The sequence below is a fragment of the Streptomyces griseorubiginosus genome (assembly GCF_036345115.1).
In the GTDB taxonomy this organism is placed as follows: Bacteria; Actinomycetota; Actinomycetes; order Streptomycetales; family Streptomycetaceae; genus Streptomyces; species Streptomyces griseorubiginosus_C.
Genome location: NZ_CP107766.1, coordinates 2,491,055 through 2,507,761, shown reverse-complemented (window position 1 = coordinate 2,507,761; position 16,707 = coordinate 2,491,055). Strand labels below are relative to the sequence as shown.

Annotated in this window: 14 protein-coding genes; 7 read left to right on the top strand and 7 right to left on the bottom strand. The window is 72.6% G+C overall.

The window, feature by feature from the left end; genetic code table 11:
* Positions 1–4: 4 nt before the first annotated feature.
* On the bottom strand, positions 5–4,939 hold the full coding sequence (locus OHN19_RS11130; protein ID WP_330264044.1) for an ATP-dependent helicase: 4,935 nt from the start codon (positions 4,937–4,939) through the stop codon (positions 5–7).
* A gap of 458 nt (positions 4,940–5,397) precedes the next feature.
* Between OHN19_RS11130 and OHN19_RS11125 the strand changes: the two genes are divergently transcribed.
* From OHN19_RS11125 to OHN19_RS11115, 3 genes are read left to right on the top strand one after another with little or no spacing between them, the layout of a single operon-like run.
* A complete protein-coding gene (locus OHN19_RS11125) occupies positions 5,398–6,387 on the top strand; it encodes an AraC family transcriptional regulator (RefSeq protein WP_330264043.1) in 990 nt (329 codons plus the stop codon).
* Positions 6,351–6,992, top strand: coding sequence for an AzlC family ABC transporter permease (locus OHN19_RS11120; RefSeq protein WP_330264042.1), 642 nt, complete (start codon positions 6,351–6,353; stop codon positions 6,990–6,992). The genes OHN19_RS11125 and OHN19_RS11120 overlap by 37 nt, the downstream gene beginning before the upstream one ends.
* Positions 6,989–7,297, top strand: a complete 309-nt coding sequence (locus tag OHN19_RS11115; RefSeq protein ID WP_330264041.1) for an AzlD domain-containing protein — start codon at positions 6,989–6,991, stop codon at positions 7,295–7,297. The genes OHN19_RS11120 and OHN19_RS11115 overlap by 4 nt, the downstream gene beginning before the upstream one ends.
* A 100-nt stretch (positions 7,298–7,397) precedes the next feature.
* Here OHN19_RS11115 and OHN19_RS11110 read toward each other — a convergent pair whose 3' ends face one another.
* The gene (locus tag OHN19_RS11110) at positions 7,398–8,342 is read right to left on the bottom strand and encodes a hypothetical protein (RefSeq protein WP_330264040.1); all 945 of its coding nucleotides are present in this window, start codon (positions 8,340–8,342) and stop codon (positions 7,398–7,400) included.
* A gap of 80 nt (positions 8,343–8,422) precedes the next feature.
* Here OHN19_RS11110 and OHN19_RS11105 point away from each other — a divergent pair, with 80 nt between their 5' ends.
* Together OHN19_RS11105 and OHN19_RS11100 are read left to right on the top strand one after the other, a co-directional pair.
* Positions 8,423–8,617: a DUF3046 domain-containing protein gene (locus OHN19_RS11105; RefSeq protein ID WP_030326905.1), complete on the top strand. Its 195-nt coding sequence runs from the start codon at positions 8,423–8,425 to the stop codon at positions 8,615–8,617.
* A gap of 154 nt (positions 8,618–8,771) precedes the next feature.
* Positions 8,772–10,112 (top strand): AI-2E family transporter, encoded by a 1,341-nt coding sequence (locus OHN19_RS11100; protein WP_330264039.1) that lies wholly within the window; start codon positions 8,772–8,774, stop codon positions 10,110–10,112.
* Positions 10,113–10,122: 10 nt separating this feature from the next.
* On the opposite strand, the gene OHN19_RS11095 is transcribed toward OHN19_RS11100, so the two are convergent.
* Together OHN19_RS11095 and OHN19_RS11090 are read right to left on the bottom strand one after the other, a co-directional pair.
* Positions 10,123–10,923 (bottom strand): hypothetical protein, encoded by an 801-nt coding sequence (locus OHN19_RS11095; RefSeq protein ID WP_330264038.1) that lies wholly within the window; start codon positions 10,921–10,923, stop codon positions 10,123–10,125.
* Positions 10,923–11,363 (bottom strand): hypothetical protein, encoded by a 441-nt coding sequence (locus OHN19_RS11090; protein ID WP_330264037.1) that lies wholly within the window; start codon positions 11,361–11,363, stop codon positions 10,923–10,925. Before OHN19_RS11090 ends, OHN19_RS11095 begins: the two co-directional genes overlap by 1 nt.
* A 377-nt stretch (positions 11,364–11,740) precedes the next feature.
* Between OHN19_RS11090 and recA the strand changes: the two genes are divergently transcribed.
* Positions 11,741–12,865 (top strand): recombinase RecA, encoded by a 1,125-nt coding sequence (recA, locus tag OHN19_RS11085; protein WP_123763468.1) that lies wholly within the window; start codon positions 11,741–11,743, stop codon positions 12,863–12,865.
* 306 nt (positions 12,866–13,171) lie between these two features.
* Positions 13,172–14,008 carry a recombination regulator RecX gene (gene recX, locus OHN19_RS11080; protein WP_330269582.1) on the top strand — a complete coding sequence of 279 codons (837 nt, stop codon included), beginning with the start codon at positions 13,172–13,174 and terminating at the stop codon, positions 14,006–14,008.
* Positions 14,009–14,259: 251 nt separating this feature from the next.
* On the opposite strand, the gene OHN19_RS11075 is transcribed toward recX, so the two are convergent.
* From OHN19_RS11075 to OHN19_RS11070, 3 genes are all read right to left on the bottom strand, one after another.
* Positions 14,260–14,784, bottom strand: a complete 525-nt coding sequence (locus tag OHN19_RS11075) for a cysteine dioxygenase (RefSeq protein WP_330264036.1) — start codon at positions 14,782–14,784, stop codon at positions 14,260–14,262.
* A 76-nt stretch (positions 14,785–14,860) separates the two neighbouring features.
* Positions 14,861–14,908, bottom strand: coding sequence for a hypothetical protein (locus tag OHN19_RS43915; RefSeq protein ID WP_309506048.1), 48 nt, complete (start codon positions 14,906–14,908; stop codon positions 14,861–14,863).
* 116 nt (positions 14,909–15,024) lie between these two features.
* The gene (locus OHN19_RS11070; RefSeq protein ID WP_330264035.1) at positions 15,025–16,629 is read right to left on the bottom strand and encodes an FAD-dependent monooxygenase; all 1,605 of its coding nucleotides are present in this window, start codon (positions 16,627–16,629) and stop codon (positions 15,025–15,027) included.
* Between the last annotated feature and the right edge of the window lie 78 nt (positions 16,630–16,707).

Here is a 16,707-nt window from a genome sequence, read left to right as displayed (position 1 = left end):
CGGGCTACGCGCGAAGGCGTAGGCCTCGGGGGGTGGCGATGAAGCCTGTTGATTCCAGGAGGGTGCCTGTGGGGGAGGTCAGGGCTGGGGTGCCGTTGATGCGTTCCACTGTGACCGTGCCCAGGGAGCCTGCCTTGGCCGCCGCGGCCAGGGACTCGGCCGCCACGCGCAGGCGGGGGTCGTCCGTGGGGGCTGTGTCGGGCGTGGAAGGCCAGGCCAGGAGGGTTTTGCCGCCTCGCTCCATGTAGAGCGTGAGCTCGCCGTCGACGAGGACGACCAGGGAGCCCGCCTTGCGGCCCGGCTTGTGGCCTGCCTCGGTCGGCGGGTCCGGCCAGGGGAGGGCGGCGCCGTAGGCGTTGGCGGGGTCGGCGGCGGCCAGGACGACGGCTCGCGAGGCATCGGCGGTGGTGTTCCTGCGGTTGCCGAAGCCTGAGCCGGGCGTGAGGTGGGAGTAATGGTCCGGCGAGGGGGTCGGGGGGTAGTCCCGTGGGGAGATGTACTCGTCGCGGGAGGCCGGGGAGGCCGGGGTGGGGGTTCGGTGGGTGGGTTGGCCGTCCAGGTCGGTGGGTGGGTCGAAGGGGCCGAAGGCGTCCGCCCAGTCGAAGTCCTCGGGTGTGGTGGTGTCCGGGTCGGTGAGGTCGTCGTCGGCGGCGGTGGGTCCCGGAGCTGTGGGCGGGAGGGGTTCGCCCCGGTCGCGGGCGTTGGACACCGCCCGTAGGCGGTCCACTGCTCCGTCCATGGCGAACTGGGCGGCGCCGAGGCCCTCCACCACGTAGCCGCGGCGGGCCTGGCCGCTGTCCTCGAAGGCGGACAGGATGCGGTACGTCGCCGAGAAGCCGCCCTCCACGCCCTCCGCCGTGACCGCTCCGCGCGTGACCACTCCGTGCCGGTCGAGGAGGGTGCGGGCCAGGGCGTGGGCGCGCACGGTCGGGTCGGGCTCGCGTGCGGGCAGGAGGGACCAGCGGCCGGCCACCGTCGGCGGGCCGGTGCGTGAAGCGGTGCGTGCGGCGGCGGTGAGGGAGCCGTAGCGGCCGCGCGGGATGCTGCGTTTGGCGCGGTGGGCGGTGGAGCCCGCGGTGCGGCCCGAGCCCAGGAGTGCGCGCAGGGGGGTGAGGGTGTCGTTGGTGAGCCGGCCGGACCAGGCCAGGTCCCATACGGCGTCGGCCAGTTGGGGGTCGGTGGCGTCGGGGTGGGTGGTGGCGCGGACCTGGTCGGCGATCTGGCGGAAGAACAGTCCGTAGCCGCCGGCGAGGGCGTCCAGGACGGACTGGTGGAGTGCCGTCAGCTCCAGGGGGTGGGGTGGGGGCAGGAGGAGCGGGGCCGCGTCCGCGAGGTAGAGGGAGACCCAGCCGTCCTTGCCGGGGAGCGCGCCCGCCCCGGCCCACACGATCTCCCCGGCGGCGGTGAGCTCGTCGAGCATGGCCGGGGTGTAGTGGGTGACGCGCGACGGCAGGACGAGCTTCTCCAGGGCGGAGGCCGGCACGGACGCGCCTTGGAGTTGCTCGACCGCCCGCACCAGACCGTCTACGCCCCGCAGGGAGTGGCCTTTGCCGATGTGCTGCCACTGCGGGAGGAACTGGGCGAGGGCTGGTGGTGGCACCGGTTCGAGTTCGTGGCGCAGGGCGGCCAGGGAGCGGCGGCGCAGGCGGCGGAGCACGGTCGCGTCGCACCACTCCTGGCCGATGCCCGCCGGGTGGAACTCGCCCTGTACGACACGCCCGCTCGCGGCGAGCCGCTGCAACGCGCCCTCGGTGACCGCCGTGCCCAGGCCGAAGCGGGCCGCGACCGTCGCCGAGGTGAACGGGCCGTGGGTGCGGGCGTACCGGGCGAGAAGGTCGCCGAGGGGGTCCTTGACCGGCTCGGTGAAGGCCTCCGGGACGCCGACCGGCAGTGCTGTGCCGAGGGCGTCGCGCAGGCGGCCCGCGTCCTCGATCGCCGCCCAGTGGTCGGCGCCCGCGACACGGACCTTGATCGCGCGGCGGGCTCGGGCGAGGTCGTGCGCCCACTGCGGTTCGGCGCCCCGCTCGGCCAGCTCGGCGTCCGTGAGCGGGCCGAGCAGACGGAGGACGTCCGCGACGCCCTCGGCGTCCTTGACCCGGCGGTCCTCGGTGAGCCACTGGAGCTCCCGCTCCAGCTCGCTCAGCACCTCGGCGTCGAGCAGTTCCCTCAGCTCCGCCTGGCCGAGCAGCTCGGCCAGCAGCCGGGAGTCCAGTGACAGGGCGGCCGCGCGGCGCTCGGCGAGGGGCGAGTCACCCTCGTACAGGAACTGTGCGACGTAACCGAAGAGGAGGGAGCGCGCGAAGGGCGAGGGCTCGGGGGTGGTGACCTCGACCAGGCGGACCTTGCGGGACTCCAGGTCGCCCATCAGCTCCACGAGGCCCGGTACGTCGAAGACGTCCTGGAGGCACTCGCGGATCGCCTCCAGGACGATCGGGAACGAACCGAACTCGCTCGCCACCTGGAGCAGTTGGGAGGCACGCTGGCGCTGCTGCCACAAGGGGGTGCGCTTGCCGGGGTTGCGACGGGGGAGCAGGAGCGCGCGGGCGGCGCACTCGCGGAAGCGGGAGGCGAACAGGGCCGAGCCGCCGACCTGGTCGGTGACCATCTGGTCGACCTCGCCCTTGTCGAAGACGACGTCCGCGGCGCCCACGGGGGCCTGCTCCGCGTCGTATTCCGTGCCGATCGCGGTCGGTTCCCGGTCGAGGAGGTCCAGGCTCATCAGGTCCGCGTCCGGCAGCCGGAGCACGATGCCGTCGTCGGCGTGCATGACCTGGGCGTCCATGCCGTAGCGCTCGGAGAGCTTGGCGCCGAGAGCCAGCGCCCAGGGGGCGTGGACCTGGGCGCCGAAGGGGGAGTGGACGACGACCCGCCAGTCGCCGAGTTCGTCGCGGAAGCGCTCCACGACGATGGTGCGGTCGTCCGGGATGTGGCCGCAGGCCTCGCGCTGTTCGTCGAGGTACGACAGGACGTTGTCGGCCGCCCAGGCGTCCAGGCCGGCCGCGAGGAGGCGCAGGCGGGCGTCCTCCTTGGGGAGCGAGCCGACCTCGCGGAGGAACGCGCCCACCGCGCGGCCCAGTTCGAGGGGGCGGCCCAGCTGGTCGCCCTTCCAGAACGGGAGCCGGCCGGGGACGCCGGGGGCGGGGGAGACCAGGACGCGGTCGCGGGTGATGTCCTCGATGCGCCAGGAACTGGTGCCGAGCGTGAAGACGTCCCCCACGCGCGACTCGTAGACCATCTCCTCGTCCAGCTCGCCGACCCGTCCGCCGCCCTTCTTGGGGTCGGAGCCGGCGAGGAAGACGCCGAAGAGGCCACGGTCGGGGATGGTGCCGCCGGAGGTGACGGCGAGGCGCTGGGCGCCGGGGCGGCCGGTGATGGTCCCGGCGATACGGTCCCAGACCACGCGCGGGCGCAGCTCGGCGAAGGCGTCGGACGGGTAGCGGCCCGCGAGCATGTCCAGGACCGCGGTGAACGCGGACTCGGGCAGGGAGGCGAAGGGGGCCGCCCTGCGGACGGTGGCCAGGAGGTCGTCCAGCTGCCAGGTGTCCATGGCGGTCATCGCGACCAGTTGCTGGGCGAGCACGTCCAGGGGGTTCGCCGGGACCTTGAGGGACTCGATGGAGCCGGTGCGCATGCGCTCGGTGACGACCGCCGCCTGGACCAGGTCGCCGCGGTACTTCGGGAAGACCACGCCGGTGGAGACGGCGCCGACCTGGTGGCCCGCGCGGCCGACGCGTTGCAGGCCGGAGGCCACCGAGGGGGGTGATTCGACCTGGACCACCAGGTCCACCGCGCCCATGTCGATGCCGAGTTCGAGGCTGGAGGTGGCCACGACCGCGGGGAGTCTTCCTGCCTTCAGGTCCTCCTCGACCAGGGCGCGCTGTTCCTTGGAGACCGAGCCGTGGTGGGCCCTCGCGATGACCTGGGGTGCGCCCTGGGCCGCGCCCGAGCCGCCCATGAGCTCCGCGGGGGCGTGGTGTTCGTCCAGGGGTTCGCCCGTGGCCCGCTCGTAGGCGATCTCGTTGAGGCGGTTGCAGAGGCGTTCCGCGAGGCGGCGGGAGTTCGCGAAGACGATCGTGGAGCGGTGGGACTGGACGAGGTCGGCGATGCGCTCCTCGACATGGGGCCAGATCGAGGGGCGTTCCGCGTTGCCGCTGCCGTCGTTGGCGTCGGCGACCGGGGAGCCGCCGAGTTCGCCGAGGTCCTCCACGGGGACCACCACCGAGAGGTCGAACTCCTTGCCCGACTTCGGCTGGACGATCTCCACCTTGCGGTGCGGGGAGAGGTAGCGGGCGATCTCGTCCACCGGGCGGACCGTGGCGGACAGGCCGATGCGGCGGGCCGGCTTCGGGAGGAGTTCGTCCAGGCGCTCCAGGGAGAGGGCCAGGTGGGCGCCGCGCTTGGTGCCGGCCACGGCGTGCACCTCGTCGAGGATCACTGTCTCGATGCCGGTGAGCGCGTCGCGGGTCGCCGACGTCAGCATCAGGAACAGGGATTCCGGGGTGGTGATCAGGATGTCCGGGGGGCGGGTGGAGAGGGCTCGGCGCTCGGCCGCGGGGGTGTCGCCCGAGCGGATGCCGACCTTGACCTCGGGTTCGGGCAGGCCCAGGCGGACGGATTCCTGGCGGATGCCGGTGAGGGGGCTGCGGAGGTTGCGCTCCACGTCGACGGCGAGGGCCTTCAGGGGGGAGACGTAGAGGACCCGGCAGCGCTTCTTGGGGTCGGCGGGTGGGGGTGTGGAGGCGAGCTGGTCCAGGGCGGCGAGGAAGGCGGCGAGGGTTTTGCCGGAGCCGGTGGGGGCCACGACCAGCACGTCCGAGCCCTCGGCGATGGCCTGCCAGGCGCCTGCCTGGGCGGTGGTGGGGGCGTCGAAGGCGCCCGTGAACCAGCCGCGGGTTGCGGGGGAGAAGGTGTTGAGGGCTTGGTGTGCTGGGCTGACCATGCGTCCATCGTGCACCTCGGCACTGACAGTGGGTGGGTGGTGGGGGTGCCGGGTCGAGGTGCGGCTTGGTGGGGGCGGGCGTTTTGCGCAGTTCCCCGCGCCCCTGAGAGGCCTGCGGCGGCCCGTTGCGGTCCGGTGGGGGCTTGTGTAGCGCGTTCGGTTCGGTTTGGGGTCGGTGCCGGGGTGGGGGGTATCCGTCCTCGGTCCGGCGGCTCGGTCCATCGGAAAAGGGGCCCTGCAACGGACGCCGGCCGCTGCGGGCGGACACCCCCCACCCCGTCCCCTTCGCGCCGTCGGCGGCGAACGGTGCGTGGGGGCGCGCGTCCACATGACCCACCCAGGGGCGCGGGGAACTGCGCGACCAGCCACAACGCACCCGCACCCGCCTGACGACCGCACCCTGCACCCCCGTAGGCGCCCGGTCCAAGCCCAGCGCAGCGGAGCGGCACAATGGGCGTATGGCGGGTTCCAGCGAGCGGGCCAGGCATTGGCGGTATGCCGCCCTGCCCGGGGTTGATCTGCTGCGGGCGCGGTATGTGCGGAAGACGTTTGTGCGGCATACGCATGAGAACTTCGTGATCGCTGCCATTGCCGACGGAGTGGAGGTCTTTCAGCATCGGGGGGCCGATCAGTACGCGGGGGCCGGGGCGCTGGCTCTGGTGAATCCTGATACGGCTCATACGGGGCGGGCCGGGGTGCCGGAGGGGTGGCGGTACGGGGCTGTGTATCCGTCGCCCGAGGTTGTGGCCGGGATTGCCGCCGAGACCAGTTCGCTGCGCGGGACGCCGGGGTTCGTGAAGCCCGTGCTCGATGATCCGTACGCCGTGCGGCTGGTGCATCAGGTGCTGCGGGCCGCCGAGGAAGGGAACGCCTTGGCCGCCGACACCTTGTTGCGGGTGGCCGTGACGCGGTTGCTGCGGGTGAACGGCGGGGTGCTGCCGGAGCGGGACGTGCGGTCAGCCGGAGCGCGGGTGGCGGTCCGGGCGCGTGCCGTGCTGGAGGAGCGGATGGCTGAGCCGCCCTCTCTGGAGAGGCTGGCGGCTGATCTCGGGACCAGTCCGTTCGCGCTGCTGCGTGCCTTCCGAGGGGTCTACGGGATGCCGCCGCACACGTGGCTGACCGATGCCCGGGTGCGGCGGGCTCAGCGGTTGCTGGACGCGGGGGCCGGCCCGGCCGCCACCGCCGTCGAGGTGGGGTTCACGGACCAGTCGCATCTGAACCGGCACTTCACGCGGATCGTCGGTGTGCCGCCCGGGGCCTACCAGCGGGAGCGCAAGAACGTACAAGACTCTTCGGAGGCACTGCTCGTAGCGTCCGAGGCGTGGCAGAACAGACCGCTCTCGCAGATACGCACCCCGACGGTGGAGGAAGGCCGGACGCCGCCGTCGTACGAGACGCCCTCGGGGTCGGGGTGGCCGTCGGACTGTCCGGTTTCGCCTTCGGGGTGACCTCGGCCGGCAGTGGACTCACGCTGCCGCAGACCTGTGCGCTCAGCCTTCTGGTGTTCACCGGCGCGTCCCAGTTCGCCCTGGTGGGAGCGCTCGCGGCCGGGGGGAGTCCGTTCACCGCGGCCGCCGGAGCCTTCTTCCTGGGAGTGCGCAACGCGTTCTACGGGCTGCGGCTGTCGCAGTTGCTGGCTCTGCCGCGCATGCTGCGCCCGTTCGCCGCCCAGTGGGTCATCGACGAGACGGCCGCGGTCTCGCTGGCGCAGCCCACGCGGCGAGCCGGCCGGATCGGGTTCGCCGTCACGGGGCTCACCCTGTATGTGCTGTGGAACCTGACCACCTTGCTGGGGGCCCTGGGCGCCGACGCGATCGGGGACACGCGCGTGTGGGGGCTGGACGCGGCCGGGCCCGCCGTGTTCCTCGCGTTGCTCGCGCCCATGGTGAAGAGCGGCACCGAGCGGGCGGTGGCCGGGCTCGCCGTGCTGCTGGGGCTCGGGCTGCTTCCTGTGCTGCCCGCCGGGGTGCCGGTGCTGGCGGCCGCTCTCGCCGCGCCGCTGGTCCTGTGGGTGCGAGGGCGTCGGGAGCGGGCGCGGGAGGAGGGGCGGTGAACACCTGGATCGCGATCGGCGTCACCGCCCTCGGTTGCTATGTCGTCAAGCTTCTCGGGCTGCTGGTGCCCGCGGGCGTTCTCGACCGGCCCCTGGTGAAGCGCCTCGCCGCACTGCTGCCGGTGGCCCTCCTGGCCGCGCTCACCGCTCAGCAGACCTTCGCCGACGGGCGGGTGCCGGTGGTCGACGCGCGCGCCGCGGGACTGGCCGCGGCGGCTGTGGCGCTCCTCCTGCGGGCTCCGTTCCTGCTCGTCGTCGCCGCCGCGGTGGTCGTGACGGCCGGGGTGCGGGCCCTGGGGGCGTGAGCGCGGCCGCACGCGTGTGTGCGGCCGCGCGTCGGCACGCGTGTGTGCGGGCCTTCCGCCGGTAGCCGATCCCTCCCGCCGGTCACCGACCTCCCGCGGGTCAGCCGATGCCGCGGCCGTAGGCGCGCAGGGTGTGCAGTGCCTGGATCGTCACCATGGGGCGGGCTTCCAGGGCGGTGGTCGGTCCCCAGGGGCGCCATCGGATCGGCCAGCCGCCGTCCTCCTGCTGCTCGGCGGCCAGGAAGTCCAGCGAACGGGCCATCTCGTCGTCCGTGAACCACGCGCGCGCGAGCGAGTCCGCGGTCTTCGCGTAGTCGTGCGGGAAGTGGTGCTCGCCGGGGGCGTAGCCGGGGGAGACGGGGAACGCGGCGAGGTCCGCCGGGTCCAGCACGGCCAGCCGTCGCTCGCGCACCAGGCGGCCCAGGCGGTCGGCGCCGGCCTGTGCGCGCGAGCGGTCGGGAACGGAGTCCAGGAAGGTCAGGGCGGCCTGGATCTCGTACGGATGGGACACCTCCAGGGACTCCACCGCCTGCCAGCAGAAGTCCGTGGCCCGGAACAGCCAGGCGTGCCACACCTCGTTGCGGTGCAGCAGGCCGACCACGGGACCGGTGGTGAGCAGCTCGCTCGGCGGGGCGTCCACGACCGGCAGGAAGGGGGCCGTCGGATAACCGCGCTGAGCGGGAGTGACGGCGGGCAGGGCGCCGTCCGAGGTGGAGACGGACGTGAGATAGCGGCACACGCGCTCGACGCGCTGTCCGCCGCAGCGTCCTACGGCGTCCAGGACCCGCAGGGCGTGAGCGGTGTGCAGGGGCTGGCTGACCGGCCCGCGCAGATCGGGCTCCAGGGCGTGGCCGTAACCGCCGTCCTCGTTGCGGTAGGCGTCCAGAGCCGTCTCCACCGGGTCGGGGCCGCCGTTCAGGAAGTGGTACGCGAACAGCCGTTGTTCCAGCACGCGCGCGGTGAGCCAGACGAAGTGCTCCGCTCGGAAGAGCGGGGAGTGCGCCGGTGACGTCTGGGGGAGTGGGGAAGCTCCTGTTTCGGGCATGCGACAGACCGTAGGGCGGAAAGCGGTCTCGGCAAGCGGTCCCGGCCGAGGCCCACCCCCAGGGGCGGGATACTGGAGTCATGCGGTTGACGGTCTTCTGGCAGCGGATGGCGGAGCACTTCGGTCCGGGGTACGCCGACACCTTCGCGCGCGATCATGTGATGGCGGAGCTCGGTGGGCGCACGGTGCACGAGGCGCTGGACTCCGGCTGGGACGCCAAGGACGTGTGGCGTGTGGTGTGCACCGTGATGAACGTTCCGGCGGAGAGGCACTGAGGGGCCCTGGGGTTGCTGAGGGGCGCCGCTGGAGGCGTGGACGTTCCGGGGAGAAGTGCCACCAGTCGTGAACATCTCACGAAAGAGGCACTGACCGGTCACGAAGATCGCAGGACGGCAGCCGATTGTCAGTGACGTGGGCGAGACTTGCTCCGTGGCACCCACTGACGAGTCCGGGCAGGCAGCCCCGCAGGCATCTTCGTTCGGCACGACGCCGCCCTCCCGGCCCCCGGCCGCCGGCGCCGGGCCGAACGCCCGCATGCCGCGCTGGCTGCCGCGCGCCATGGTGCTCGCGCTGGCCCTCATCGCCGTGTTCCAGTTCGGCAGTTGGGCCTTCCACCAGCTGATAGGCCTGCTGACCAACATTCTCATCGCGTTCTTCCTGGCCCTGGCGATCGAACCCGCGGTGAGCAAGATGGCGGCCCGCGGCATGCGCAGGGGGCTCGCGACCTTCCTCGTCTTCTTCGGGGTGCTGATCGTGACCGCCGGCTTCGTCACGCTGCTCGGTTCCATGCTCGCGGGTCAGATCGTCAAGATCGTCGAGGACTTCCCGGACTATCTCGACTCCGTCATCAGCTGGATCAACGGGCACTTCCACACCGATCTGAAGCGGGTGGACGTCCAGGAGGGCCTGCTGCGCTCCGACTGGCTGCGCAACTACGTGCAGAACAGCGCCACCGGCGTCCTGGACGTGTCCGCCCAGGTGCTCGGCGGGCTCTTCCAGCTGCTGACGATCGCGCTGTTCTCGTTCTACTTCGCCGCCGACGGGCCCCGGCTGCGCCGCGCGATCTGCTCCGTCCTGCCGCCCGCCCGGCAGGCCGAGGTGCTGCGCGCCTGGGAGATCGCCGTCGACAAGACCGGCGGCTACATCTACTCGCGCGGTCTGATGGCGCTCGTGTCCGGGGTGGCGCACTTCGTCCTGCTCCAGGCCCTGGACGTGCCGTACGCGCCCGTGCTGGCCGTGTGGGTGGGCCTGGTCTCGCAGTTCATCCCGACCATCGGCACCTATCTCGCGGGCGCCCTGCCCATGCTGATCGCCTTCACGGTCGATCCCTGGTACGCGCTGTGGGTGCTGGTCTTCGTGGTGATCTACCAGCAGTTCGAGAACTACGTGCTCCAGCCCAAGCTGACCTCGAAGACCGTCGACATCCACCCCGCGGTCGCCTTCGGGTCGGTCATCGCGGGCACCGCCCTGCTCGGTGCCGTCGGCGCCCTGATCGCCATTCCGGCGGTCGCCACGCTCCAGGCGTTCCTGGGGGCCTATGTGAAGCGGTACGCCGTCACCGACGATCCCCGGGTCCACGGCCATCGGAGGCGGGGGGACGGGCCCTCGCCGGTCACGCGCGCGCGTGCGCTGTGGGAGCGGCGGCGGCCGGCGGCGCAGGACACCACCGACGCCAAGGACACCACCGGCACCCAGGGCGCCAAGGACACCACCGGAACCCAAAACGCCCCTGACGACCAGGACTCCAACGGCGGCGACGGCTCGTCCTGAGGGCCCCGGTTCAGTAGGTGAGGACGGCCCAGATCCCGGCACCGGCGACGGCCGTGACGTAGCAGCCGATCGCCGCGTACAGGATCCGTCGCCGTAGCGTCTCGCTCCACCGGGTGCGGGACAGCAGCCAGGCCAGTGCGGGCAGGACCAGGACCGCGTGCAGGCTCACGCCGTGCAGTGGCTTGAGCGGGGCGGTCGAGCGGTAGGCCGCCTCCTGGTGTCCGGTACGGGTGAGGACGACCCCGCGCGCGATCATCGCTGCGCCCGAGGCGAGTGCGACGAGCAGGATCGCGAACCCGGACCGCACCGCGAGGTCCATCCCCGCCGGGCCCGAGGGCCGGTGGCGGAAGGAGGCGACCGCGAACGCCGTCAGCAGCAGCACCAGGACGCCGCCGCCCACCGCGAGCGTCATGGACACCGCCGTGTCGAAGGGCGTCTCCATGTCGAGGTGCGAGGGCACCCCGCGCCACGCCTGGAGGGTGATGCCGCCGACCTCGACCACGCAGTCGGCCGCGAACACCGTGAGCAGCGCGGCACGCGTGCGTGTGCCGACGCGCAGATAGGACGTGACCCAGGTGACCGCGATCAGCGTCACCCCGAAGGACAGCCCGAACGTCACCGGCTTGCGCCAGGAGACCGGCCCGTCCCAGGGGCCGCCGGCCACGGCGAACACCACCAGGTGCGCGAGCCCGGAGAGGACGAGGAGCAGACCGGTGGCGTGGCAGAGCCGCTCCACGCGGCGTGCGCCGGAGGCCCACGGCGCCGACGTCCCTGTCGGCAGTGCGGGCGGGTTCGCGCGGACCGGGTCCATCAGGGTCGGGCTCCCTTGCGGGCGAGGCCGGCCAGGGTGCCGGCTGCTTCCCTCCGGGCCAGGCAGGCCGCGGAGCCGGCGATCACCAGGGCGGTGAGGGCGATGACCTCGGCGACCGTGGCGGCGATGAGCGCGGTGTCCCCCGACGAGAGGTGGTCCGAGGTGTTCGGGGTCAGGATCGCGCCCACGCCGATGAAGAGGCCGACGCCTAGGGCGAGTCCGGTCGTCCAGCGGTTCGCGCGCCAGATCAGCAGGGCCGCCGCCACGAGCGGGATGACGAGGCCGGGCGGGACGGTCGGGTAGTCCGCGCCGGCGGCGATCTGGCCGACGATGGACACGGCCAGCAGGAGCAGGGCGGACAGGGTCACGATCACGGCCGGGGTACGTGGTGTCGTGTCGGCTTTCCGGGGCGGTACTCGGGTGCGCGTCTTGGTCTCCATGGCTCAAGACTGGCGAGAAGGGCTCCCGGGGTCGTCGTACGGCCGAAGGCTCCTGAAGTACGCCGCGGGAAGTAGCCGGAGGGTGCACGGGAGGTCGGCGGAGGGGACACGCGAGGGTGGCTGGAGGAGGCTGAGGGAGGGCGTCAACGCCTGGCGGGGGAAGTCGCTCGGGTGTCGCGTGGTGCGCTTGACACGAAAATCGAACATCCATTCTTATGGAGGCTCCGGCCAAGTCGACGGCGGGTGTTTCGGCATGATTTGCCTGGAGAAGTACCCGAGTTATCCACAGGCCGGACGGACGTCCGGGCGCATTGTCAGTGGCAGGCGTTAGCGTCTTTGACGTGAAGCGATCGACTCAAGCAAATCGGGTGGAACCCATGGCAGGAACCGACCGCGAGAAGGCGCTCGACGCCGCGCTCGCACAGATTGAACGGCAGTTCGGCAAGGGCGCGGTCATGCGCATGGGCGAGCGGCCGAACGAGCCCATCGAGGTCATCCCCACCGGGTCGACCGCGCTCGACGTCGCGCTCGGCGTAGGCGGCATCCCGCGCGGCCGAGTGGTGGAGGTGTACGGACCGGAGTCCTCCGGCAAGACGACCCTGACCCTGCACGCGGTGGCCAACGCACAGCGGGCCGGCGGCCAGGTGGCCTTCGTGGACGCGGAGCACGCCCTCGACCCCGAGTACGCGCGCAAGCTCGGCGTCGACGTCGACAACCTGATCCTGTCCCAGCCGGACAACGGCGAGCAGGCCCTGGAGATCGTGGACATGCTGGTCCGCTCCGGTGCCCTCGACCTGATCGTCATCGACTCCGTCGCCGCGCTCGTGCCGCGCGCGGAGATCGAGGGCGAGATGGGTGACAGTCACGTCGGTCTGCAGGCCCGTCTGATGAGCCAGGCCCTGCGGAAGATCACCAGCGCGCTCAACCAGTCCAAGACCACCGCGATCTTCATCAACCAGCTCCGCGAGAAGATCGGCGTGATGTTCGGCTCCCCGGAGACCACGACCGGTGGCCGGGCGCTGAAGTTCTACGCCTCGGTGCGCATGGACATCCGCCGTATCGAGACCCTGAAGGACGGCACGGACGCGGTCGGCAACCGCACCCGGGTCAAGGTCGTCAAGAACAAGGTCGCGCCGCCCTTCAAGCAGGCCGAGTTCGACATCCTCTACGGCCAGGGCATCAGCCGCGAGGGCGGTCTGATCGACATGGGCGTGGAGCACGGCTTCGTGCGCAAGGCCGGCGCCTGGTACACGTACGAGGGCGACCAGCTCGGCCAGGGCAAGGAGAACGCGCGCAACTTCCTGAAGGACAACCCCGACCTGGCCAACGAGATCGAGAAGAAGATCAAGGAGAAGCTGGGCGTCGGCGTGCGTCCCGAGGAGCCGGCCGCCGAGCCGGGTGCGGACGCCGCGGTGTCCGCTGCCGCGGACGACGCCGCGAAGGTGCCGGCTCCGGCGGCCGCGAAGGCGACGAAGGCCAAGGCCCCGGCCGCCAAGAGCTGATCCCGTACCGTGCCTGATTCAGAGAAATGGCGAACCGACTGGGCCGAGCACGAGGGCGCTCCGCGAGTGCGGGGCGGTAAGGGCGACGGGGGTTCTGCCGGGCCGGGCGGCGACGCGTACGGAGACGGTACGGGGCACGGGGCGGACGGGGGACACGGCCGCTCGGTGTCGTCCGGCTCGGGCCGGTCCTCCGGCGACGCGCCCTCGGGGGGCGGTGCGGACGAGGGATTCGGCCGGGCGCTGAGATACGGCGATGGCCGGCCCTACGTGGTCCCTCGCTCCGACGGCGGCGCATCGCAGGGCGGCCTGTCGAGCGACGGCACGTCGTACGGCGGCAGTGGGGCGTACGGTGACGACCCCTCATATGGCGGCGGTGGATCGTGCGGTGATGGTCCGTCATACGGCAGTGCCCCGTCGTGCGGTGACGGTCCGTCGTACGGCGATGACCTTTCTTCGTACGGCCGTGAAGGGGCCGCTCGTGGTTCCCGGGCGGCCGGGCGGAGTGCGCGTCGCGGTGATGGCGGCGCTCCTGGCACGGGCGGTCCCCGTGGGCGTCGGCAGCGTCGGCGCGGCTTCGGGGAGGCGTCCGGTGAGGACGGAGGCGGCCCTTCCTCGTCGAGGGCCGAGAAGGGGGAGCCTCCGGCGGACCCGGTGGAGCGGGCGCGGGCGATCTGTCTGCGCCTGCTCACCGGGACCCCGCGTACGCGCAAGCAGCTCGCCGACGCCCTGCGCAAGCGGGAGATCCCGGACGACGCCGCCGAGGAGGTGCTGTCGCGGTTCGAGGAGGTCGGGCTGATCAACGACAGCGCGTTCGCGGACGCCTGGGTGGAGTCCCGGCACCATGGCCGGGGGCTCGCCCGGCGGGCGCTCGCCCAGGAGCTGCGGACCAAGGGCGTCGACTCCACGCTGATCGACGAGGCCGTCTCCCAGCTCGACTCCGAGCAGGAGGAGGCGACGGCACGCGAGCTGGTCGACCGCAAGCTGCGGGCGACCCGTGGCCTCGACCGCGACAAGCGGCTGCGCCGCCTCGCCGGGATGCTGGCCCGCAAGGGCTACCCCGAGGGCATGGCCCTGCGGGTGGTGCGGCAGGCACTGGAGGAGGAGGGCGAGGACACGGAGTTCCTCGGCGACGAGGGGTTCTGAGGGGCGTGGACCGCTCTCGGGGACGAGAAAGGGCCCACGCAGGGAGCGGGGGCTGGGTAGCGGTTGACGTCGGTGCCGGGGGGGCGCAGGGCTCGCAGACCCTGAGCCGTGGCCGGCGCAGCCCGGTCGGGTGCACGGGCTCCGCCGCCAGGCCGAGGCGCAGGCCACGACTTACGGATAGAAGCGCTCGCCTCTCAGCACGGGGGGTCAGTCAGGCGCACCCGTGCAGGACCCTGTCGGCCGGGCCGTGCTTACTGCCAGTCCTCCGGGCGTTCCACGTGCTCCAGACGCAGGATCGGGCCCGTGCGGCTGTAGCGGCGGATCTGGGGGAGGGGCGGGTAGTAGGCGTGGACGGAGATCGCGTGGACCTCGGTGGACTCGTTGAGGACCTCGTGGACGTGGTGACGGCCGAAGGAGCGGCCCTTGCCGGCGGGCAGGCGGCGTTCGCGGTCGACGTCGTCGGAGAGTTCGAGGGTCTTCCAGCCGTCGGCAGGCAGCCGGGCGGCGAGGGAGTTCTCCTTGAGCTCGCCGGCCGCGGTGATGAAGGCACCGACCGACTCCGCGTGGTCGTGCCAGCCGGTGCCGCTACCGGGCGGCCAGCCGATCAGCCAGGCCTCGCTGCCGCCGGGGCCCTCCAGCCGCACCCAGGTGCGGCCTTCGGGGTCGAGCGGGAGGGAGTCGATCAGCTCGGCGTCGGCGGCCGTACGCCGTACGAAGTCGAGGAGTTCGGCCTGGGTGGGCGGCGCGACGGTCGAGACAGAGGGGAGCACAGACACAGGTACCGTCCTGAGAAGAGTTCGCGAGACCGCGGCGCCGCTCAGCAGCGGCGCGCGAGAAAAGAGAGAGGCGAATTCAGCAGGACGGGCGACACACGCAGCCCGCATAGCGGACGAGGTCCATATGGACCCTCCGCCACAGGCGCACACAGGTGTCGGTCACGATCCGGAGTACACCATGCCGCCCAGGGACCTTTCAACTCACTGTCACTATGTGGACGCACAGTGACAGTGAGCACGTCAACGGGGGCCGGCCCCCGTGCTCGCCTCCGTCTTCGTCGGGGGGCCGCCGAGCGCCGTCTCGGCCGCTGAGTACAGGTCGGCCGGGCGGACTCCGCTCAGGGCGGTGACGAGGTGGCCGTCGGGCCGTACGAGAAGGACCGTGTGCGGGGCGGCGCCCGGGTACTCCTCGGCGACCAGGAGCTCGGCGGAGTGCGGCAGCGCGGTCACCGCGGCGGCCAGGCGGGGCATGATCCCGGCGGTCACCCAGTGCTTGCGCTCCCACACGCCGGTGCCCGGCGCGACCAGGACGACCAGCAGCGCGCCCCGGCCCAGGCGCTCGTGCAGCCGTACGAACGAGCCGTCCTCGGCGGTGACCCGGACGTCCACGACCGGCGCGCCCGGCGGGGTGTCGACGGGCACCTCTCCTTCGAGGTGCCGGGGCGCGAGGGGCGAGTCGGCGTACGCCCCCGGCGCACCGAGCGGGCCACGCCCCAGGTGACCGTCCGTGAGCAGCGCGTCGTGGCCGCGGGCCGAGCCCGGGACGACCGAGCGCAGCCCCCCGCCGCCGCGCACCAGCGGCAGGGCCTGGTCGGCGGCGCGCAGTCGAGCGGCGACGATCGCGCGCCGCTCGGCCTGGTAGCTGTCCAGAAGCGCCTCGTGCGGGCCGTGGTGCCAGGCCAGAGCCAGCTTCCAGGCGAGGTTGTCGGCGTCCCTGAGGCTCTCGTCGAGGCCCTGCGTGCCGAGCGCGCCGAGGCAGTGCGCCGAGTCCCCAGCGAGGAAGACCCGGCCGGCGCGCCAGCGGCGGGCCAGCCGGTGGTGCACGGTGTGGACACCGGTGTCGAGGAGTTCGTACGGCGGTGTCGAGCCGCCCGTCCAGCCCGCGAGGGTCTCCCGGACGCGGGTCACCAGGAGTTCGGGCGTGACCAGGTCCTTGCCGGGCGGCAGGAGCCAGTCCAGGCGCCACACGCCCTCCGGGAGCGGGCGGGCGGTGATCTCCCCGGCCGACGGCCCCGACGTCCGCCACGGCGGCATCCGGTGCAGCAACGCCCGGTCCTCGAAGGGGAGTTCGGTGCGCAGGGCGGCGACCGCGTGGCGTTCCACCGCCGTACGGCCCGGGAAGCGGATGTCCTCCAGTTTGCGGACGGTGGAGCGCGGGCCGTCGCAGCCGACCAGGTAACTCCCGCGCCACCACGTGCCCTTGGGGCCGCGGGTGTGGGCGGTGACGCCCGAGGGCTCCTGCTCGATGGTGTCGAGCCTGCTGTCCGGGGCGATCTTCACCAGCCGCTCCTCGGCGAGGGCGGCGCGCAGGGCGTTCGTCAGGACGTGCTGGGCGACGTGCAGGGGGGCGTCCCCGGTCTCCTCGAAGTCGACCTCGCGCATCACCTGCTTGCGGCGCATCGACAGCCATCCGGCCCAGTGCGCGCCCAGCCCGGTGACCGGGACTCCGGTCAGGCGGGACATGAGGGCGGCGGTGTCCTCGTGCAGTACGGCGGTGCGGGCCAGGCGGGGTTCGTCCTTGCCGGGGCCCTCGTCGAGGACCACGGAGGGGACCTCCTGACGCGCCAGCGCCAGGGCGAGCGTGAGCCCGACGGGCCCCGCTCCGACGATGATCACCGGGTCCACGGTGCGGCGCCCCCTGTGCCCGGCGGAGTCCCGAGAGACGTATGTGAACAGGAGGTTGGAGCAGGGTGCACGATCACA